This is a genomic window from Proteus sp. FME41, from assembly GCF_014897315.1.
In the GTDB taxonomy this organism is placed as follows: Bacteria; Pseudomonadota; Gammaproteobacteria; order Enterobacterales; family Enterobacteriaceae; genus Proteus.
In genome coordinates this window covers 1-22,078 of record NZ_JABUYL010000032.1, presented here as the reverse complement: position 1 = coordinate 22,078, position 22,078 = coordinate 1, and the positions used below count along the sequence as shown (strand labels likewise).

Below are 22,078 nucleotides of genomic sequence, written 5' to 3'. Positions count from 1 at the left end.
CTAACTCACTTAGCGTGGTTTGCCGTGACAACGAGGACGCATTATAGGGAGTTTTCTGAGGCTGGCAATAGTTTTTTTAAGAAAAATTACCGATAGCGTGTTTTGTAATCAAATTAGGCATTACAGTGTAATTAATAGACACATCCTGACTAAAAAAGTTCCAAATAATACAAATCATATTTGAATATTGTTTTCATCATCGACACATTAAACTCAAAACATAAAAAAAGAGGCTTATATAAGCCTCTTTTTTAGGTTCAAACCATCACCTATTCATCATACTGAATAGAAAAGATATGTAATTATTGTTTTGCGATTATCTTATTATCATCTAAATCCAAGATAATCTCTTTGCCTGGTAATAATTTGCCTGACAAAATATCTTGAGCTAATGGGTTTTCAACCTCTTGTTGGATAGCGCGTTTCAATGGACGAGCACCATAGATGGGATCAAACCCGACTTCACTCAATTTCTCTAATGCAGCACCTGTAATCGTTACGTGATAACCCCGATCTTCTAAACGTTGGTATAAACGGCGCAACTGAATTTGTGCAATCGCAGCAATATTCTCTTTACCTAATGGATGGAATACCACAACTTCATCAATACGGTTAATAAATTCAGGTCTAAAATGATGACCTACAACATCCATCACAATCGTTTTTATTTCAGGGTAATCAATCGTACCAAAACGTTCCTGAATTAAATCAGATCCTAAGTTTGATGTCATAATCACAACTGTATTACGGAAATCAACCGTTCTACCTTGTCCATCTGTTAAACGACCATCATCCAACACTTGCAATAAGATGTTGAATACGTCGGGGTGCGCTTTTTCAACTTCATCTAATAAGATGACAGAATATGGACGACGACGAACCGCTTCTGTTAAGTAACCACCTTCCTCATAACCAACATATCCTGGAGGCGCACCCACTAAACGAGAAACGGAGTGTTTTTCCATAAACTCAGACATATCGATACGAACCATTGCATCATCACTATCAAACAAGAAGTTTGCGAGTGCTTTACATAATTCTGTTTTACCCACCCCTGTTGGTCCTAAAAATAAGAACGAACCAATTGGGCGATTAGGATCAGACAACCCAGCACGACTACGGCGGATCGCATTTGATACTGCGCTTACAGCCTCTGCCTGACCAATAACACGTCTATGTAATTCTTGTTCCATTCTTAGCAGTTTTTCACGCTCTCCTTCTAGCATTCTAGAAACAGGAATACCGGTCCAACGCGCTAAGATTTCAGCAATTTCAGCATCAGTGACTTTATTACGTAACAGCTTCATATGTTTATCTTCAGCTTTATTCGCTTCAGCAAGCTGTTTTTCTAACGTCGGAATTTGCCCATATTGGATTTCTGACATTTTTGCCAAATCACCACTACGGCGAGCTTGCTCTAATGCAATACGAGCTTGCTCTAATTCTGATTTAATATGTTGAGTTCCTGTCAGCTCTGCTTTTTCTGCTTTCCACTCTTCTTCTAAAGCGGAATATTCTTTCTCTTTTTCAGCAAGCTCTTCATTTAGCATTTCTAAACGTTTTTTACTTGCATCATCAGACTCTTTTTGCAGTGCTTGTTGTTCAAGTTTCAGCTGAATAATACGTCTATCAAGTCTATCTAATGCTTCGGGTTTTGAATCCATTTGCATACGTAGGCTTGCACCTGCTTCATCAATTAAGTCAATCGCTTTATCTGGTAACATACGGTCAGATATATAGCGATGTGATAAAGTCGCAGCTGCAACTATAGCTGGGTCTGTAATTTGAACATGATGATGAAGTTCATAACGTTCTTTCAGACCACGTAAAATAGCAATGGTATCTTCTACTGTTGGCTCTGCTACATACACTTTTTGGAAACGGCGCTCTAAAGCAGCATCTTTCTCAATATATTGACGATATTCATCAAGTGTTGTTGCACCAACACAGTGTAACTCACCACGTGCTAAGGCAGGTTTTAACATATTACCCGCATCCATAGCACCATCGGCTTTACCTGCACCAACCATTGTATGTAATTCATCAATAAACAGAATGACACTACCTTCCTGTTTAGATAAATCATTTAAAACTGCTTTTAAACGCTCTTCAAATTCACCGCGATATTTAGCGCCAGCTAATAAAGAGCCCATATCAAGAGAAAGTACACGTTTATTTTTTAAGCCTTCAGGAACTTCGCCGTTAACAATACGTTGAGCTAATCCTTCAACAATCGCTGTTTTACCAACACCAGGTTCACCGATAAGCACTGGATTATTTTTAGTACGACGTTGTAAAACCTGAATGGTTCTTCTGATTTCTTCATCACGGCCAATGACAGGATCGAGTTTGCCTTGTTCTGCCCTTTCTGTTAAATCCACAGTATATTTTTTCAATGCCTGACGTTGGTCTTCTGCATTTTGATCGTTCACTGTTTCTCCACCCCGTATTTTATCAATCGCTATTTCAATACCTGCTTTATTGGCACCTGCCGCTTTTAGCATATCTGCAACTTGACCACCGGTTTCCATTGCAGCTAAAAGAAAAAGCTCTGACGAAATAAACTCATCACCTTTTTTCTGTGCTAATTTATCGCACAAATTGAGATGTTTAATAAGATCGTTTGAGGGATGAACATCTCCACCAGCACCTTCGACTTTAGGTAATCGAGACAAAGCCTCATTAATTCGCTCATTAAATTGCGAAGCATTAATACCCGCTGATGTTAATAAAGGGCGAATTGAGCCACCTTGTTGATTAAATAACGCACTCAGTAAATGTATGGGTTCTATAAATTGATTATCGTTCCCAAGTGCCAATGACTGGGCGTCTGCGAGAGCTTGCTGGAATTTGTTGGTTAATTTATCCAGACGCATAACACCTCCAAGTAAAATTTAAAGTAAAATTCGTAACTGGAGAATAGATGAGGTCATTTTGACAATATTCAAGCTCAAAATAAAAATTTTGAGCAAAAATATTCATCACTATTTGAGATAAGAGAGAAAAACGCGGAGGGAAGTTTATTTAATCCAGATTAATGATGCCATTCGTCCTGTTACCTGTTCACGTCTATAAGAGAAGAAACGTGATTTATCAGTCACAGTACAAAAATTCCCACCATATATCTGTGTAACACCACTTTCCTGCAAGATTGTTCTCGCTAACATATAAATATTAGCTAAGTATTTACCATTATGGGGAATAAATGCAGCATCAAATGCGATATTTTTTTCTATAAACGCCAAACGCACCTCTGCACCTACTTCAAAAGTATCAGGGCCAATTGCAGGACCTAACCATGCCATTATCTGATTTTTAGAGGCTTTGAATTGAGCTAATGTATTTTGTAATACACCATGACAAAGCCCTCGCCATCCACCATGTGCTGCGCCAACCTCAGTTCCATCAAGCGTTGTAAAAAGAACGGGCAAACAATCTGCCGTCATAATTGCGCAAACTTTTTTCATAGTAGAGGTATAAAGGGCATCACCTTGTACTTCACTATTTTTCTCAGGGCTTAGCGTGACAACATGAGTACCGTGAACTTGTTCAAGCCACAGTGGCATTTCCGGTAGCTGAGCTTGCTGACAAAGTCTGTGTCTATTTTCTTCGACTCGAGATAATTCATCACCAACATGTGTACCTAAATTAAAACTATGATAAGGCGGTAGGCTAATTCCCCCTTCTCTTAAGGTACTACAAGCTCCGATATTTTCAGGTTGTGGCCAATCTGGAAAAATCAATGAAGTCATTTACCAATCCATCTCATCTTTAAATTGTTCTGCATCAGCTTTTAATACATCGATAAGCTTAACCATATCATCTGGTAATGGAGCATGCCATTCCATTTCAATACCTGTTATTGGATGATAAAGGCGTAACATCGTTGCGTGTAATGCTTGTCTATCAAATAAACGTAGTGTTTCACGCAGCTCGTCTGAAGCCCCCTTTAAAGGACGAGGTCTTCCCGCATAGAGTTGATCGCCAATTAAAGCATGATGAATATGTGCCATATGAACACGTATTTGGTGAGTACGGCCTGTTTCTAAACGTAGACGCAAACGTGTATGAGCACGAAAATGTTCCATCACACGGTAATGTGTCACCGCAGGTTTTCCCATTGGGTGCACCGCCATATGTGTACGTTTAGTAGGATGTCGAGAAATAGGTTCATTCACTGATCCTCCCGCCGTCATCCTCCCTGTAGCAACGGCTTCATACTCACGAGTGATTTCGCGACGCTGTAAAGCTTCCACTAAATGCGTTTGAGCCGGAACTGTTTTTGCAACAACCATTAAACCTGTTGTATCTTTATCCAAACGATGGACAATACCAGCACGAGGTACATTCGCAATTTCAGGATAACGATAAAGTAATGCGTTTAATACGGTGCCATCTGGGTTACCCGCACCAGGATGAACAACGAGATCCCTCGGTTTATTGATGACTAAAATATCGTCATCTTCATAAACGATATTTAACGGAATATTCTGAGGCTCCCAGCGAACATCTTCTTCAATTAAGGCATCGACTTCAATTTTTTCACCGCCAAGCATTTTTTCTTTTGGCTTATTGATGATTTTATCGTTAACCTGCACTCTATTGTCTAAGATCCACTCTTTTATACGAGATCTTGAATAATCAGGGAACAATTCGGCCAAAGCCTGATCTAAGCGTTGACCCAGCTGTGAATCTGCGACTGTCGCATTAAGTCGTATTTGTTGAGACATAAATAGTTTTCTATTAATTAAGTTAGTTAGTGTTTTGACGGCACAGCCGTTTCATTTAAAATGAGTTATAGTGTAACCGATTTTAGGGGAGCTTCACGGAGAGACTCCCCAAACCTATTCAGAGGATAATCAATACGTGATGAGACGCATTAAATACCTAGTGGCAGCAGCCACTGTAAGCCTGTTACTTTCTGGCTGTTCGAGTTCAGACAAAGACGCTACTGCCGATATGTCGCCTTCTGAGCTTTACACAACCAGCCAGGAAAAATTGCTAGATGGCAATTATGGAGCGGCTATCAAACAATTAGAGTCTCTCGATAATCGCTATCCTTTTGGCCCTTACTCGCAACAAGTTCAGCTCGACTTGATTTATGCTTATTATAAATCAGCGGAGCTGCCAATGGCGATTACTGCAATCGACCGTTTTATGCGGTTAAACCCAACCCACCCTAATATTGACTATGTTCTTTATATGCGAGGCCTAACTGCCCAAGCATTAGATGATAGTGCATTACAAGGATTCTTTGGTATTGACCGTTCTGACCGTGATCCTCAACATGCCATTGTGGCATTTAAAGACTTCAGTCAATTGGTTCGTTACTATCCTGATAGCCTTTATGTTGCTGACGCAACCAAACGCCTTGTCTTTCTTAAAAACCGTTTAGCTAAGTATGATTTGTCTGTTGCGAAATTCTATACTAAACGAGGGGCTTATGTCGCGGTTATTAATAGAGTAGAGCAAATGATGCGTGATTATCCTGATACACAAGCTACACATGATGCGCTTGAATACATGGAAAACGCCTATAAAGAATTAGGACTGACCCAAGAAGCTGAAAAAGTAACTTCCTTAATTGCAGCAAACCCTGCTTAATTCAAACATCACCATCAAAAACAGCAGCTTATCGCTGCTGTTTTTTTATTCTTTTCTGACCAAATTGCCTTTACTTTTCATCAGCCCAACCTTCCTAATATGACCGAATAAATACAACTTAACAAGCGCTCTTTTTCATCTATTCATCATTTGTCACGTTTCTATTACTTGTTATACATACAACTAACAAAAAGTGATTTGGATCATGTTTTTAATTGTATTTCACGATATTCTGAAGTTATCGAAGTCGGAGTAATAAAGAGGTAACTATATGATTATAAATATTACTAGCAAACAAATGGAAATTACCCCAGCACTACGTGAACACATTGAAAGCCGTCTAACTAAACTAAATAAATGGCAGGTGAATTTAATCAATCCTCATATTATTCTTACGAAAGATCCTAAAGGCTTTAGTGTTGATGCCAGCATACATATACCGAATGGGCAACTGGTTGCTAATGCACAACATGCGGATATGTACACCGCAATCAATGATTTACTCGCAAAACTTGGACGCCAATTAAACAAAGTTCAACATAAAAGTGAATCCCGCCGAGCGGATAGTAGTTTGAAAGAAGAAAATTTATTTGTTGATGAAATTTAAATAGTAAACTCAGATTAAAAATTAGAATAAATCACTGACTCAAAACGCCTCTGCGCATCCTCGTGATGCGCTTTTTATTGTATTTTTCTTGACTCCTTTCTCATCATCATGTTTGATAGCAAGATGTTAAATAATTTATCAAATAATATAATGACACTTCATTCACATTTGTCCTTCTTCTTTTTCTTTTTACTCTTTGATTAGAGAGACTTTGTCATTTCAGAAAGAAAAGTAAGAACGACAATAGCCTCCAAAAAATGGAGGCTTTTTTATTTATGATGGTATGACGCAAAGGTATAGGGCTTGAATATGGAAAAACTCGATTTATTAGCAATCAGAGATAAAATCACAACGTTAGATTCAGAATTACTCACGTTGTTAGCAAACAGACGCCAATTATCTGCTGATGTCGCTCAATTTAAATTGAATACACATCGCCCTATTAGAGATAAAAATCGTGAGCGTGAGTTACTCGATTTATTAATTGATAAAGGAAAAAATGTTGGGCTAGATGGTTTCTATATCAGCCGCATTTTCCAAATGATCATTGAAGACTCCGTCTTAACTCAACAAGCCATTTTACAACAACATCTAAACGCAACGCCTAATGGATCTGCAAGAATTGCTTATTTAGGTCCAAAAGGATCTTATTCACATATTGCAGCTCGTCAATATGCGGCTCGGCATTTTGATACCATCGTTGATTGTACTTGTCAGAAATTTGAAGATATTTTCACCCTCGTTGATACAGGCCAAGCAGATTATGGTTTATTACCTATTGAAAATACTAGCTCTGGTGCAATTAATGATGTTTATGATTTACTGCAAACAACATCGCTGTCTATTGTAGGTGAAATTCGTATTCCTATTAACCATGCACTTTTAACCAGCGTTGATAGCACAGCAGAAAAACTGCAAACTATTTATAGCCATCCTCAACCTTTCCAACAATGTAGCCATTATTTAAATCAATATCCAAATTGGAAAATTGAATATTGTGAAAGTACTGCGGCCGCTATGAAAAAAGTTGCACAGGCACAATCTCCTCACGTTGCCGCTATTGGTAGTGAAGCTGGGGGTTTTCTTTATGGTTTAAAACCTTTGGCAAATAATTTAGCTAACCAGCAAATAAATGTTACACGCTTTATTGTTATTGCACGTAAAGCGATTGATGTTGCAGAACAAGTCCCTGCTAAAACAACCTTCTTGATGGCAACTGGGCAACAAGCGGGTGCATTAGTTGATGCTTTAATGATTTTAAAAAAATACGATATTATTATGACAAAATTAGAATCTCGCCCTATTAATGGCACGCCATGGGAGGAGATGTTTTATATCGATGTTCAAGCGAACTTGCGTGATATGAATATGCAAAAAGCTTTACATGATTTATCACAAACAACGCGGTCATTAAAAATATTAGGCTGTTATCCTTCAGAGAATGTAGTTCCTGTTGAAATAAAATAATACAGCCACTCACTAATAAATAAGCCAGATAGTGCATCACTGTCTGGCTTTTCTTTTTATGTCGTATTTTTACATTATCACTAATTATAAGAAACCATACATAGCAGCAAATATCCAGCCAAACACACAAGAGACAATCACACCAATTAATCCTGGTAGAATAAAGCTGTGATTAATAACAAAACGCCCTATTCGAGTTGTACCTGAACGGTCAAATTGAATTGCGGCTAAATCACTAGGGTAAGTAGGAAGAATATAGTAACCATAACAAGCCGGCGCAGACGCAACGATATAGGCAGGATCAATACCAATACCTAATGCTAAAGGCACAATTGCTGCTAACGCTGCCGCTTGCGAGTTAACGAACTTAGATACCAATAATAAAACCACAGCATAAGCCCAAGGATATTCTCGTACTAATTGCCCTAATGCCGCTTCTATTTCTTTCATATGTGCAGAGAACATGGTTTCTGCCATCCAAGCAATACCATATACCGCAACAATGGCTATCATCCCTGAGCGGAAAACTTCATTCTTTGAAATAAGAGACGGATTAGTTTTACAGATAATAATAATTGATGCACCCGCTAATAACATAAACATCTGAATAACAAGCACCATAGATAATGGTTTACCATTAAATACAGGGCGAATTTCAGAAAAGGCACCTAATATAGCCACAATGGCAATTGCACCTAAGAAAATCCACATTGCTACCCAATTTTTCATTGGTAGCTTTTTATCTAAAAGTGTAGCGGTATCTCCATAAACATAATCATGATTTTCAGGAACTGAAATAAATTCTTGGAAACGTTGGTCTTTATCTAAATCTTTTCCTCTAAACCAACTAAAAATACCAATGGCTAAAATACCAATAAAAGTAGATGGAATAGTAATTGCCAATAAATCTAAGAATTCAAGGTGTTTGCCATTAAATGTCACATCACCCAACATTGCGACTAATGTGACAACAGCAACAGAGACAGGACTGGCAATAATTCCCATTTGCGAGCCTATCGTACTTGCTGCCATTGGCCTTTCTGGTCGAATATTATTTTTAATCGACACATCATAGATGATAGGCAAAATGGTATAAACCACATGTCCTGTACCGCATAATATTGTCAGGGTACAAGTCACAAGCGGTGCAACAATAGAAATATATTTTGGATTTTTACGTAATAGTTTTTCTGCTATTTGTAGCATCACATCTAATCCACCCGATGCTTGTAATGTTGCAGATGCAGAAACAACAGCAATAATCACTAACATTACATCAACAGGTGGTTTTCCTGGAGGCAGTTTAAAAATAAAAACTAAAATAACCAGACCGACACCACCTAATAACCCTAATGCAATGCCTCCTTTTCTAGCACCATAAAATAGACATACTAATATAATGGAAAGTTGTATTATAAAATCCATAGACTACCCCTTAAAAACATATCGGAATAAAAATAAAACAATACAATTAAATATTAAGCATTTTTTGCAAACTTCATCCTTTATAGAGGTAATCTATCTACATCTTATTTTTCATTATTTGATCAATGTTATATTTTTAATATCACCTCTCTTTTTTATCTAAATTTAAGATCTCATCAACAAATAATTTTAATAAATAGACAATATTGAACATTTATATTTATTTAATTAAACTCAATAATAACAATTAAATAACAATAAATATAAGGCATCATGAAATAACACAACCCTAATAAAAACAAATATTTAACTCATTACTTTTAAATGTATATTTATACTTCTCTACTTCAATTTTCAAATCAAAGTAGATGATTTTTATTACTAAAATAAATAAGGAGAGAGTATGAGCACCTCTATATTATTGATTTTAAGTTTCTTTATTACCAACAACCTCGATGAGATACCTTCAAAAAGTGGTTATTATGCTAACTCATTTACTCATCAATCACAGTTATATCGTTGTACGGTAAGCCCATGTCCAGATCCTAAAGACTATTAAATATTAACTACTTTATTTCAAAAGGAATTTTATGAATAAATTATATATTTTGATATTTTCATTTTTCTCCACTGGCTATGCGAATGCTTATTTTCAGGATGGAATAACAAAAAATGATATATCCGTAAATGAATGTTATCAGAACAAGACTAATACAGATGATCCCGATGGGTGTGTTTGGCCACCTTGCGATGATGAGTGGTAATATACAATATAAACTGAATAACTAACAAAATAAAAAAGCCCCACAGTCATTGGTTATCCAATAACTGTGGGGTTTTTTACAACAAAATAAGCTATTCGTTTTTCTACTTTACTTAATTTTAACTAAATACGGCTATCATTCGCTTTTTGTAATAATACACCACTCTCTTTCATAAATTGAGGTGCATAATCACCAAACCAATCACTCACGTTATTAAATGAACGAACAAACTCACTCTTTGCATTAATATCTAATAAATCGATAGCTTGACCTAAAGAATGATGATACCTACGAATTAATTCAATATTCTCTTTTGATGACAAAATAATATCTGCATAAAGTTGCGGATCTTGAGCAAATAACCGCCCTATCATTGCAATTTCCAAACGGTAAATAGGAGATGAAAGTCTAAGTAAACTTGCTAAATCAACTTTTTCTTTAGCTAAATGCTGACCATAAGCAAATGTCGTAAAATGCCGAAGCGCTTGAATGAAACTCATGTTTTTATCATGTTCTTCTGGTGTAATCGCTTCAATTCTAGCTCCCCATACCATTAACTGCTCTAACAACCATTCAAAGGATTGATGGTCCCTGCCTTCACAGTAAGCTACAACTTGTTTTGCTAAGCTGGGTACATCAGGGCCAAACATTGGGTGAAGACCTAAAACAGGACCATGATGCGCTTTTAGCATCGCCTCTAAAGGCGCTTTTTTAATAGAAGCTAAATCTACAAGTAAGCAATCTTCAGGTAGTGGTGGAAGCTTTTCAATAACCTCAACAGTTAAATGAATAGGTACACTAATCATCACCATGCCTACATTATTAAAAATCTCAGGTGATTTAGTTTGCCATTCATCCGCGTCTAAACTTTCAACGTGATACCCTGAAAGGGTGAATAAGCGGGAAAATAATTTCCCCATTTTCCCATTTCCACCCACAATCACAATTTTACCCAGTTGAGAGTTTAAGGTTTTAAATCCTTTATCATTTTCTTTAGTATAAGATTCTCGCATCACACGACGTAATACATCTTCAATTAAATCTGGGGAGATCCCCATTTTTTGGGCTTCATTACGTCGAGAAGCAAGCATCGAAGCTTCTCTATCAGGGGCATAAATCGGTAAACCATGGCGATTCTTAACCTCACCCACTTCGGCTACCAATTGCATTCTTTTCGCAAGTAAAGAAAGCAAAGATTTATCCACCTGATCAATTTGCTCACGCAAACTTTGTAATTCTTCAGCCATTGATGCTTGCCTCTTTTTATTTATGATTATCTAACTTAGCTTACTTTTTTAAGGTGTTCTTCACGCTGAGCTAAAATGGGGGAAATTTGTGTATGTAAGTTTCTCAATACAGACTCTGTCGTTTCCCAACTAATACATGCATCAGTCACTGAAACTCCGTACTTCATTTCGCTACGAGGCTGTTCTGATGATTGATTACCTTCATTAATATGACTTTCTAACATAATACCCGTGATAGATTCATTACCTTTTGTGATTTGCTCAATCACTGAATCCACCACAGCAGTTTGACGACGAAAATCTTTGTTTGAATTGCCATGACTGCAATCGATCATTAATGATGGTTTTAAACCTGCTTTTATCATATGAGCTTCACATTGAGCGACATCTTCTTCATGGTAATTAGGCGTTTTACCACCCCGTAAAATAACATGACCATCAGGATTACCTTGCGTTTGTAATAAACAGACTTGTCCTGATTGATTAATTCCCATAAAACGGTGTGGCATAGAGGCAGCTTTCATCGCATTAATTGCCGTATCTAAATTACCATCTGTTCCATTTTTAAAGCCAACAGGCATAGACAGACCCGATGCCATTTCACGGTGAGTTTGAGATTCTGTCGTTCTTGCACCAATTGCAGACCAACTAAATAAATCACCTAAGTACTGTGGATTATTAGGGTCTAACGCTTCTGTTGCCAAAGGTAGGCCTAATTGCACTAGTTCAGTCAGTAAGTTACGTGCAATATGCAATCCTTTTTCCATTTCAAAGCTACCATCCATAAATGGATCACTAATTAAGCCTTTCCAACCTACCGTTGTACGAGGTTTTTCAAAGTAGACACGCATCACAATGTACAGACTATCACTTAATTCAGACGCTAAGACTTTCAGTCGTTTTGCGTAATCTAACGCAACATCAACGTCATGAATAGAGCAAGGCCCACATACTACGAGCAAACGAGGATCATGGCGTTGAACAATATCAGAGATTGTTTGACGTGATTGGGCAATGGCATGCAGATCATTATGGCTCAATGGGTATTTTTGTTTTAGCTCTTCTGGTGTAATTAAAACCAGCTCTTCGCTGATATTTACATTATTGAGTGCATCTTTTTGCATGATCATAATCTTTACCTTTTTATATCTGTCATTGTGATTTATTGTCTGTCTGAGAGATAAGATAGCATGCCATGTAAAGAATTCAATCCATATTTATAATAAAATCTGTTATTTTGTAATTATAAATTTACAATAAATACATCAATAAAAAATAAACATACAATAACAGTTAGTTACATTAATTAAGCTGAGTAAATAAATGTGATTTAAATCGAGAAATAACGTTAAAATGTAAATATTTATTTACACCCTATCTTTTAATGAATCTTGAAATAAGAAGAATAAATAGAAGGAAATATAAAAATAAAACAATCAAAAGAATTATTAAAAATGAATACAAAAAAAGGTCAGCAAATGCTGACCTTTTAACAATAACTTTCGGATGTGCGAAAGCGTATTATTTAGCGTTAAGACGCTCTTTGATACGAGCAGCCTTACCTGAACGCTCACGCAGGTAGTACAGTTTAGCTTGGCGAACCGCACCACGACGTTTTACAGTGATGCTGTCTACGACTGGAGAGTGAGTTTGGAATACACGCTCAACACCTTCGCCATTAGAAATTTTACGAACAGTAAATGCAGAATGCAGACCGCGGTTACGAATAGCGATAACCACGCCCTCGAATGCCTGCAGACGTTTTTTAGAACCTTCAACAACCCATACCTTAACTTCTACATTATCGCCTGGACGAAATGAAGGTACATCTTGCTTCATTTGTTCTTGTTCGATTTGCTTAATAATATTGCTCATAATAACTCTCTTACCCTAGGTAAACTGATATTAATGACATCATGTGCCAGACTTACTCTGCTGTACTTTCCAGATATTCCCGTTGGAATTCTGTTAACAGCACTCTTTGCTCGTCAGTCAGAGCTAGGCTTTCCAGAAGCTCAGGTCTTCTTAGCCAGGTTCGACCCAGTGATTGTTTCATACGCCAGCGATTAATATGTGCATGGTTACCTGACAGTAAAACTGCGGGAACTTCCATACCATCTAATACCTCTGGGCGAGTATAGTGAGGATGATCCAGTAAACCTTCAGCAAAAGAATCTTCTTTTGCAGAGGCCGCATGCCCGAGAACACCCGGTACAAAGCGTGCTACTGCATCTATCATTATCATGGCAGGTAATTCCCCACCACTTAATACGTAATCACCCACGGACCATTCTTCATCAATTTCGGTTTGAATGACACGCTCATCTATACCTTCGTACCGACCACAAACTAGAATTAACTTCTCATTTGTTGCCAGTTCACAAACTCCTTGTTGATCGAGTTTGCGTCCCTGAGGTGATAAATAAATCACCTTTGCTCCATCACCTGCCGCAGCTTTCGCTTGATGAATCGCTTCCTTTAAAGGTTGCACCATCATCAACATACCGGGACCACCGCCATAAGGACGATCATCAACGGTATTGTGTCTGTCATATGTAAAATCTCGGGGATTCCAACATTCTACATTAAGCAGACCATGCTTCACTGCCCGACCAGTCACCCCGTACTCGGTTATAGAGCGGAACATCTCTGGAAATAGGCTAATTACCCCAATCCACATTTTTGTGTCCCACTATTGAGAACCGTTAACCGGATAATCTAAAAACCAGGATCCCAATCAACGATAATTTTTTTCGTTGAGAGATCGACTTTCTTGATAACCTGCCCATCAAGAAACGGGACTAGCCGTTCCCCGATACCGAATGCATCTTTCAGATTTGCTTTAATGACCATGACGTCATTTGAGCCCGTTTCCATCATGTCGGTAACGACACCTAAATCGTAGCCCTTGTCTGTTTCAACATGGCAACCCATCAGATCTTTCCAGTAATATTCACCTTCAAGCTCTGGAAGTTGCGAAGTATTCACAACAATTTCAACATTAGTCAGGAAATTAGCGGCATCTCTGTCGTCAACACCTTTTAGTTTGACGATAATATCTTGGGTGTGATGTTTCCAACTTTCAATTTCAATGATTTCCCATTTTCCATGACGTTGAATAAACCACGGCTGATACTCAAAAATGTTTTCGGCATGTTCGGTGGAGGAAAAAACTCTGAGCCAACCACGGATCCCGTAAGGTGAGCCCAACTTCCCCATAACAATAGGTTCTACAGGCTCTTTTAAGGTTTTTTGTTCGCTCATTGTTACCACCGCGACAGATTAAGCGCTTTTCTTCGCTAATTTGATCAGGCCAGCAACACGTTCTGAAACAGTTGCACCTTGACCAACCCAATGCTCAACACGGTCTACGTCTAAACGTAATTCTTCTGCATTACCGGTTGCCAGTGGGTTATAAAAACCGACACGTTCAATAAAACGACCATCGCGCGCATTGCGGCTATCGGTTACTACTACTTGGTAAAACGGACGCTTTTTTGCGCCGCCACGAGCTAAACGAATTGTTACCATAACATCCTCATTAGTTAATAAAACAACCAAACGCCATCGAGGAACGGAGTTCGATTGTCATATAAAAAGCCCGAAAAGTTTACTCACTTTGGCGAAAAAAGCAATCCAAAGCACGTTTTTTTTCAGGATATTTGATTTTAACGGCCTGGAAATCCCGGTGGCATCATGCCTTTCATGCCACGCATCATCTTAGCCATGCCACCTTTTTTCATTTTTTTCATCATTCGTTGCATATCATCAAACTGTTTTAACAACCGATTGACGTCTTGCACTTGCGTTCCTGACCCCGTCGCAATACGACGTTTTCGAGAACCTTTGATAATCTCGGGTTTTTGACGTTCCTTTTTAGTCATGGAGTTAATAATAGCCTCCATTTTCACTAAAATTGAATCGTCCATTTGTGATTTTACAGCATCTGGAACCTGAGACATACCCGGCATTTTGCTTAACATACTCGCCATGCCGCCCATGTTCTTCATCTGTTTTAGCTGATCTAAAAAGTCATTTAGATCAAAGCCATCACCTTTTTTAAGCTTAGTTGCTAGCTTTTCAGCTTGCGCTCTATCAACTTTACTTTCGATGTCTTCAATTAAAGAAAGAACATCTCCCATACCTAAAATACGAGAAGCAATACGATCTGGGTGGAAAGGTTCTAGCGCTTCTGTTTTTTCCCCAACACCGAGGAATTTAATTGGTTTACCGGTGATATGGCGAATTGATAATGCCGCACCACCGCGTGCATCACCGTCAACTTTGGTTAAAACAATCCCTGTTAATGGCAATGCTTCGTTAAATGCTTTTGCGGTATTTGCTGCGTCTTGACCCGTCATGGCATCAACAACAAACAGTGTTTCAACTGGATTAATGGCTTTATGAAGAAGTTGGATCTCTTCCATCATGCCTTCATCTACGTGTAAACGTCCTGCTGTATCCACTAGCAGCACATCATAAAATTGAAGTTGTGCATGTTTTAATGCATTACTTGCAATCGTCACAGGGTTTTCTTGCACTGTAGAAGGGAAGAAATCAACACCGACAGTTTCAGCTAACGTTTCAAGTTGTTTAATCGCCGCTGGGCGATAAACGTCAGCAGAAACAACAAGAACTTTCTTCTTCTTTTTTTCTTTTAAGAATTTACCTAGCTTTGCAACACTGGTTGTTTTACCGGCACCTTGTAAACCCGCCATTAAGACAACCGCTGGCGGTTGTGCTGAAAGGTCAAGATCGGTATTTACTTCCCCCATTGCATTAACGAGTTCATTTTGAACAATCTTCACAAACTCCTGACCCGGTGTCAGGCTTTTGTTTACATCATGCCCTACTGCGCTTTCTTTTACTCGCGCAATAAAATCACGAACCACCGGCAAGGCAACGTCAGCTTCTAATAAAGCCATCCGCACTTCACGCAGTGTCTCTTTAATGTTTTCTTCAGTCAGTCTTCCTCGACCGCTTATATTGCGCAATGTGCGCGATAATCTGTCACTTAAATTCTCAAACATTATCTTAGCTCAGTGTTAAAGTTGGGCTTATCGGTCATGTATGTCACCGATTATATCACGATGACTCGCGGATCTCTGCATAGAGATTTAAGCTTAATGACTTCAATAGTTGGAGCCGTATGCTCCTAGCGCTATACTAGGAAGTTATTCAAACAATATATGTAAGCGAAACTATGCCCGTTATATCAATCTCTATCGTCGCTGTCTGCGCTTATTTACTCAGTCTGGTGCTCATCTTGCCCGGCCTGTTACGAAAAGAGCAGAATGGATACCGCGGATTAGCACTCCTCTTCGCGGTCATTGCACTTGTTGCACACGCCATTTCATTAAAATTTTTAATTTTCCGCCCCCATAGTGGACAGAATCTTTCACTTATCAATTTAGGTGCAATTGTTAGCCTGATGGTCTGCGTTATTATGACGATAGTCGCTTCGCGTGGCCGAGCGTGGTTTTTATTGCCTATCGTTTATTGTTTCGCAATAGTCAATCTTATTATTGCTGCACTGATGCCTGGTGAATTTGTCACACATCTTGAAAGCAGCACATCACTTTTTATTCATATTGGGCTTGCCTTATTAAGTTATGCCACACTGTTGATTGCGGCTTTATATGCACTGCAACTTAGTTGGCTCGACTATCAGCTAAAAAATAAGAAGCTAAAATTTTCACCTCAAATGCCACCATTAATGACCATTGAGCGTAAGATGTTTCATATCACACAAGTTGGTGTGGTATTACTGACATTAACGTTATGTACTGGTTTGATCTATATGGACAATATTTTTGGTAAAGAAAATATCCATAAATCCATTTTCTCTATCATCGCTTGGTTTGTTTATATTATTTTATTATGGGGACACTTCCGCGAAGGCTGGAGAGGTAAGAAAGTCATTATTTTTAACTTAATTGGCGCTATTATTTTGACATTGGCTTTTTTTGGTAATCGTTTATTACAAGAGTTAATGCTTAATTAATTTTTATTTTAAGGTAGCAAAAGGATCTCAATTTTGGAGCACGTGTCAACAACTACGCTCATTATCATACTTATAGGTATGATTATCGCCTCAGCTTATTTTTCTGGGACTGAAACCAGTATGATGACGATTAATCGCTATCGCCTTCGTCATGCTGCAAAACAAGGAAATCGTGCTGCAAAACGTGTAGAAAAATTATTACAGCGGCCCGATAGATTGATTAGTTTGGTATTGATTGGCAATAATCTGATTAATATCGTTGCGTCTGCATTAGCCACCATTGTGGGTATACGTTTATATGGTAATGCGGGTGTTGCAATAGCCACGGGTGTGTTGACCTTTATTATCCTTATTTTTGCTGAAGTATTACCCAAATCGATTGCTGCACTTTATCCAGAACGGGTTGCTTATCCAAGCAGTTTTCTGCTTTCACCATTGCAAAAATTGATGCTACCAGTTGTCTGGTTTTTTAATAAAATCACGCTTATTTTGATGCGAGTTTTAGGTATTAAGTCCCCTGTAATACAAGGGAATGCGGTTTCAAAAGAAGAGCTACGTACGATTGTAAATGAATCAAAATCAAAGCTTTCTCAACGTAATCAAAATATGTTGCTTTCTATTCTTGATTTAGAAAAAGTCACTATTGGCGATATTATGGTGCCGAGAAATGAGATTTTCGGTATCGATGTAAATGATGAGTGGAAGTCTATTGTAAGGCAGTTAACTCATTCACCCCATGGCAGAATTGTGCTTTACCGTGACACGCTTGATGATGCTATTGGTATGTTACGAGTACGAGAAGCTTATCGCTTAATGACGGAAAAGAAAGAATTTACTAAGCAAATTCTAATAAAAGCAGCAGATAAAGTTTATTTTATCCCTGAAAGTACGCCTTTAAATTTACAACTTGTTAACTTTCAACGTAATAATGAAAAAGCAGGTATTGTGGTTGATGAATATGGCGAAATTCAGGGTTTAGTTACTGTTGAAGATATTCTAGAAGAAATTGTAGGTGATTTTACCACCTCAATGTCCCCCTCTTTGGCAGAGGAAGTTATTCCCCAAAAAGATGGCTCCCTGTTAGTTGATGGCACAACAAATATTCGAGACATCAACAAAGCATTTGGTTGGCATTTACCTGAAGATGAAGCAAGAACGATTAACGGTGTCATTATTGAAGAACTTGGTGATTTGCCTATTGTGGGTCATAAAATAAAAGTCAGTGACTATGAATTTGAAATACTCGAAGTACAAGATAATGTCATTAAAAAAGCCCTAATTCGTCATCACTCTATTTCTCATCATTAATGAATACAAAATATAGCGCTTGAAAAACAAGCGCTATATTCCTTTCTTTTACTTACCCTAACTCAAATCGCAATTTACTATTACGAAAATCAAACTCTCTTGCGGGCTTTATATAAAAAGGCTGTATAGCCTGTTCAGCCTTTAATTGAGTAGGTCTTAATTGCTGATAATGAGAATAGAAACCATGATTTTTTACCCACATCACTAAATTTAGTGCAGGTTCATGAGAATAAGAATAACCATATTCTTCACGCCTACAAATAAAACAGGCTGTTTCACCTTGATTTAAGGTCAAAGAAAGTGATTTTCGGGGGAAGTTAGTAATGATAGTACCGTTATCGTTTACAGCTTCAATATTAAAATGATGAGGAGCTAAACCACGAATATTTTCATATTTTAAAGATGTATTTTCACCTGAATAACGATTAGTCTTAATTTCATTTTTTTGAAAATACCAATGATATTCTGCACCCTCATTTTCTTTATAGAGATAATCGCCACCTATTTTTATAATCGTATTTGTTTCAGGTTTTGTTATTTTTGTAAATCCTTCAGATTCTATTTCTGATGAAAACAACAAAAGTTCAGGTTTGATAATCAACTCAGAGTCAGAGTAACGCCGTTTAACATACTGTTTATGTACGCGTTCAAAATAACGATATTCTTGCGCTTTAGAAAGACCTTGATAGAAAAAAGCGTCTTTAGGTAATTGAGTACGGATCGTACCTTTACCAAAGAAATAAAATTCTCGAACAAAAAATTCTAAAACCAATTTGGGTGATGAGAATTCGTGATTTTCCATAACAAAAATGTACTCCGTGTATTAAGCATAATTTAATCCATTATTGTGACAACAATATAAGAAGATAAGAAAATAAAACAATGGGATAACGAAAAGAAAAATAAAAATAAAAATAAAAATAAAAATAAAAATAAAAAGGAGATTAAAATAAAAAAGAGACAATAAATCAGGATGCGAATTTCTTGATCTATTGTCCCCTAGTTTTATGAAGCGACCGTACTTAGATATGTAACTCTTTTAATGTCTCTTCAGGAAATGCTAATTCATCGTTATGATTAATGCCAATGCTATGAGATAAAATATCACGCGCAATATCTTGCGCTTCGGTTAGCGAGTGCATTTCATAAGTACCACATTGATATACATTCAACTCAGGAATATGGTTTTGATCTTTTACTTTCAAAACATCTTCCATGGCCGCTTTCCATGCATTAGCAACGCGTTGCTCTTCAGGTTGCCCAATTAAGCTCATATAGAAGCCTGTACGGCATCCCATAGGCGAGATATCAATTATCTCAACACCACTACCATTAAGATGGTTACGCATAAAACCAGCGAACAGGTGCTCTAATGTGTGGATCCCTTTCTCAGGCATTGCTTTTTTATTTGGCACAGTAAAACGTAAGTCAAATACCGTGATGGTATCACCAGATGGCGTTTTCATTGTTTTAGCAACACGTACAGCAGGTGCAGACATACGTGTATGGTCAACAGTAAAACTATCCAATAAAGGCATAAAAAACCTCCTAAGAAAAATTTAAATATTTTTAAGAAAAAATGAAACTTTCTGCAAGTAGCCCGGTCTTAGTAATGAATACGCGCAAAATGTTATCATCCCTATTTCTCTATAGAATTTTTTAGCCACACAAATCTTAGTGTGGCTTTTTTCTATCTAAGTTTAGGAAGCCACGTTATCGGTGTTTGCCCCCGCATGGATCTTCAAATACTCATCAAAAGAAATGGTATCACTCTTTTCTAACTCTTCTTGGCGTTTTATGGATGAAATTCTCTCATGATCAAAATCTTCATCAGTCAACGTTTCATAAGGTGTTTTAATTAATTCTTGGTAATATTCTTCAGCTAAAGATAAACCATAACCCCCAATACCTTCTGCTTTGATTTTTTCTAAAAGTCGTCCAGAGAAGGTTAATTCAGGATTATCAAACATTTCCTCTAACTTAACACAAACTTCCATATATTTCGTTCCTGAACAGCAATCAAGAACGTTAGCAACACGTGCCAAATCAGCAAACAGCGCTTTACCAACTTGAGCAAGAGGTTCTTTTCTTTCACCACATCCCATACCAATAACTTGACCAGGCTTACGCCCTTCTAGAATAACGTTATTCCAATTTGAACGACAACACGCTAATTCAGAAGCACTCATTTCTGGTGCATCCGCTAATACACACCAAATTAAGAATAAATCGAGGAACCGAATTTGAGTTTCATCCACCCCAATCGGGGTAAATGGATTAATATCGAGTGAACGAACTTCAATATATTCAATACCACCACGCAATAAAGCATCAGAAGGTGACTCATCACCTTTAACTACACGCTTAGGACGGATCGGTGCATACAGCTCATTTTCAATCTGTAGTACGTTGGCATTTAATTGAACATATTCACCGTTCTTTTTAACACCTAACTTAGCAAACTCTTCAGAAGGCTTATGGATCGCTTTTTTCAGACCTTTAACATACGTTTCAAGATGATTAAACGTAATGTCTAAATCGCTTTGCGATTTATTGGTATACCCTAAATCACTTAAACGTAATGACGTTGCGTAAGGTAAATACTTCGCACCTTTGGGTGTATTTTCAAACGGTAAACTTGTTTCTCTTCCTTTTAAGAAAGAACCACAAATAGCGGGTGATGCACCAAAGAAGAAAGGAATTATCCAGCCAAAACGATAATAGTTACGAATAAGACGTAAATAGCCGTCTGAAATCGCCTCTTTGCCGCTCTCTTCATCTTTAATATTTGCCCAAGCTTGCCAAAATTCGATAGGCAGTGAGAAATTATAATGCACCCCTGAAATAGTTTGCATTAAAGCACCATAGCGATTTTTTAGCCCTTCACGATAAAGTGTTTTAAAACGCCCCACATTAGAATTGCCAAATTGAGCTAGTGTAATCTTATCTTCAGCTTCAATAAAACAAGGCATGCTCATGGGCCACATACGCTCATTATCTAAGTGGCGTGCAGTATAGCGATGTAAATCACCTAAAAAATGTAAGGTATGCGAAATATTGTCATCAACTGGTGTAATAAACTCTAGCAGAGACTCTGCAAAATCCGTTGTGATCCATTTATGTGTGAGTGATTTACCTAATGAGATAGGATGCTCAGTTGACGCTAAATGGCCTTCTGGCGTTACTCTTAAGGTTTCGCGTTCTATACCACGGTGGATGCCACATAAAACGTTAGGGTGTGCTTCCAACCAAGAAAGTGCTTTTGATACGTCCGGGATCAAAGGTGACCTCCCGCGTTGATTAATGTTAGTAAATAGATAGGAGTTACTTTATCGCAAAGTCACTAAATTGTCGCTGATTAGATGATATTGGCATTGTTAGTTGGTGCTAAACAAAGCGGTGATATTGTAGAGGTCTAGGATAATGAAAAGCAAAAAGCCCCGCAAATATGCGAGGCTTTCAAAATGGTGCATCCTAGAGGATTCGAACCTCTGACCGCTCGGTTCGTAGCCGAGTACTCTATCCAGCTGAGCTAAGGATGCAGGTCTTACTAATTTTTTTACTTAAAATGATTATACGATAATGTCTACTAAAAGATGGTGCATCCTAGAGGATTCGAACCTCTGACCGCTCGGTTCGTAGCCGAGTACTC

The 22,078-nt window shown here is 37.8% G+C and carries 20 protein-coding genes, 1 tRNA gene and 1 other annotated feature; of the genes, 6 read left to right on the top strand and 15 right to left on the bottom strand.

Features of this window, described 5'->3' with window-relative positions:
* Positions 1-302: 302 nt before the first annotated feature.
* The 3 genes from clpB to rluD form a co-directional block, all read right to left on the bottom strand.
* Positions 303-2,876: an ATP-dependent chaperone ClpB gene (gene clpB, locus INT04_RS18260; RefSeq protein WP_193017484.1), complete on the bottom strand. Its 2,574-nt coding sequence runs from the start codon at positions 2,874-2,876 to the stop codon at positions 303-305.
* A 144-nt stretch (positions 2,877-3,020) separates the two neighbouring features.
* Positions 3,021-3,752 carry a purine nucleoside phosphorylase YfiH gene (gene yfiH, locus INT04_RS18255; protein ID WP_193017483.1) on the bottom strand — a complete coding sequence of 244 codons (732 nt, stop codon included), beginning with the start codon at positions 3,750-3,752 and terminating at the stop codon, positions 3,021-3,023.
* A complete protein-coding gene (gene rluD, locus INT04_RS18250) occupies positions 3,753-4,730 on the bottom strand; it encodes a 23S rRNA pseudouridine(1911/1915/1917) synthase RluD (RefSeq protein ID WP_193017482.1) in 978 nt (325 codons plus the stop codon).
* 139 nt (positions 4,731-4,869) lie between these two features.
* Here rluD and bamD point away from each other — a divergent pair, with 139 nt between their 5' ends.
* From bamD to pheA, 3 genes are all read left to right on the top strand, one after another.
* Positions 4,870-5,604 (top strand): outer membrane protein assembly factor BamD, encoded by a 735-nt coding sequence (bamD, locus tag INT04_RS18245; protein WP_193017486.1) that lies wholly within the window; start codon positions 4,870-4,872, stop codon positions 5,602-5,604.
* Between the two features lie 271 nt (positions 5,605-5,875).
* Entirely contained in the window at positions 5,876-6,211 is a 336-nt protein-coding gene (gene raiA, locus INT04_RS18240) for a ribosome-associated translation inhibitor RaiA (protein ID WP_193017481.1), read from the top strand.
* A 155-nt stretch (positions 6,212-6,366) separates the two neighbouring features.
* Positions 6,367-6,485, top strand: a sequence feature (Phe leader region).
* 35 nt (positions 6,486-6,520) lie between these two features.
* Positions 6,521-7,678, top strand: coding sequence for a bifunctional chorismate mutase/prephenate dehydratase (gene pheA, locus INT04_RS18235; RefSeq protein WP_193017480.1), 1,158 nt, complete (start codon positions 6,521-6,523; stop codon positions 7,676-7,678).
* A gap of 84 nt (positions 7,679-7,762) precedes the next feature.
* Here pheA and INT04_RS18230 read toward each other — a convergent pair whose 3' ends face one another.
* Positions 7,763-9,103 carry an anaerobic C4-dicarboxylate transporter gene (locus INT04_RS18230; RefSeq protein ID WP_193017479.1) on the bottom strand — a complete coding sequence of 447 codons (1,341 nt, stop codon included), beginning with the start codon at positions 9,101-9,103 and terminating at the stop codon, positions 7,763-7,765.
* Positions 9,104-9,506: 403 nt separating this feature from the next.
* On the opposite strand from INT04_RS18230, the gene INT04_RS18225 reads away from it, so the two are divergent.
* Positions 9,507-9,662 (top strand): hypothetical protein, encoded by a 156-nt coding sequence (locus tag INT04_RS18225; protein WP_193017478.1) that lies wholly within the window; start codon positions 9,507-9,509, stop codon positions 9,660-9,662.
* Positions 9,663-9,989: 327 nt separating this feature from the next.
* Here the strand turns inward: INT04_RS18225 and tyrA are convergent, their stop codons facing one another.
* The 7 genes from tyrA to ffh form a co-directional block, all read right to left on the bottom strand.
* On the bottom strand, positions 9,990-11,114 hold the full coding sequence (gene tyrA / locus INT04_RS18220; RefSeq protein WP_193017477.1) for a bifunctional chorismate mutase/prephenate dehydrogenase: 1,125 nt from the start codon (positions 11,112-11,114) through the stop codon (positions 9,990-9,992).
* Positions 11,115-11,149: 35 nt separating this feature from the next.
* Positions 11,150-12,244, bottom strand: coding sequence for a 3-deoxy-7-phosphoheptulonate synthase (locus INT04_RS18215; protein ID WP_319022977.1), 1,095 nt, complete (start codon positions 12,242-12,244; stop codon positions 11,150-11,152).
* A gap of 391 nt (positions 12,245-12,635) precedes the next feature.
* Positions 12,636-12,989: a 50S ribosomal protein L19 gene (gene rplS, locus INT04_RS18210; RefSeq protein WP_036932575.1), complete on the bottom strand. Its 354-nt coding sequence runs from the start codon at positions 12,987-12,989 to the stop codon at positions 12,636-12,638.
* A gap of 52 nt (positions 12,990-13,041) precedes the next feature.
* Positions 13,042-13,794: a tRNA (guanosine(37)-N1)-methyltransferase TrmD gene (trmD, locus tag INT04_RS18205; protein ID WP_193017476.1), complete on the bottom strand. Its 753-nt coding sequence runs from the start codon at positions 13,792-13,794 to the stop codon at positions 13,042-13,044.
* Between the two features lie 38 nt (positions 13,795-13,832).
* On the bottom strand, positions 13,833-14,378 hold the full coding sequence (gene rimM / locus INT04_RS18200) for a ribosome maturation factor RimM (protein WP_193017475.1): 546 nt from the start codon (positions 14,376-14,378) through the stop codon (positions 13,833-13,835).
* 18 nt (positions 14,379-14,396) lie between these two features.
* Positions 14,397-14,645 carry a 30S ribosomal protein S16 gene (rpsP, locus tag INT04_RS18195; protein ID WP_193017474.1) on the bottom strand — a complete coding sequence of 83 codons (249 nt, stop codon included), beginning with the start codon at positions 14,643-14,645 and terminating at the stop codon, positions 14,397-14,399.
* A 137-nt stretch (positions 14,646-14,782) separates the two neighbouring features.
* A complete protein-coding gene (gene ffh, locus INT04_RS18190) occupies positions 14,783-16,144 on the bottom strand; it encodes a signal recognition particle protein (protein ID WP_193017473.1) in 1,362 nt (453 codons plus the stop codon).
* Positions 16,145-16,317: 173 nt separating this feature from the next.
* Between ffh and INT04_RS18185 the strand changes: the two genes are divergently transcribed.
* A complete protein-coding gene (locus INT04_RS18185) occupies positions 16,318-17,118 on the top strand; it encodes an inner membrane protein YpjD (RefSeq protein ID WP_193017472.1) in 801 nt (266 codons plus the stop codon).
* 33 nt (positions 17,119-17,151) lie between these two features.
* The gene (locus INT04_RS18180; protein ID WP_193017471.1) at positions 17,152-18,426 is read left to right on the top strand and encodes a CNNM domain-containing protein; all 1,275 of its coding nucleotides are present in this window, start codon (positions 17,152-17,154) and stop codon (positions 18,424-18,426) included.
* A 52-nt stretch (positions 18,427-18,478) separates the two neighbouring features.
* Here INT04_RS18180 and INT04_RS18175 read toward each other — a convergent pair whose 3' ends face one another.
* The 4 genes from INT04_RS18175 to INT04_RS18160 all read right to left on the bottom strand — a co-directional run bounded on the left by INT04_RS18175 (position 18,479) and on the right by INT04_RS18160 (position 21,968).
* Positions 18,479-19,228 (bottom strand): hypothetical protein, encoded by a 750-nt coding sequence (locus INT04_RS18175; RefSeq protein ID WP_193017470.1) that lies wholly within the window; start codon positions 19,226-19,228, stop codon positions 18,479-18,481.
* A gap of 220 nt (positions 19,229-19,448) precedes the next feature.
* Complete coding sequence (gene luxS, locus INT04_RS18170) at positions 19,449-19,964, bottom strand: S-ribosylhomocysteine lyase (protein WP_193017469.1); 516 nt, start codon at positions 19,962-19,964, stop codon at positions 19,449-19,451.
* 162 nt (positions 19,965-20,126) lie between these two features.
* Positions 20,127-21,707, bottom strand: a complete 1,581-nt coding sequence (gene gshA / locus INT04_RS18165) for a glutamate--cysteine ligase (RefSeq protein WP_193017468.1) — start codon at positions 21,705-21,707, stop codon at positions 20,127-20,129.
* 184 nt (positions 21,708-21,891) lie between these two features.
* Positions 21,892-21,968: transfer RNA gene (locus INT04_RS18160), tRNA-Arg, on the bottom strand.
* Positions 21,969-22,078: the final 110 nt, after the last annotated feature.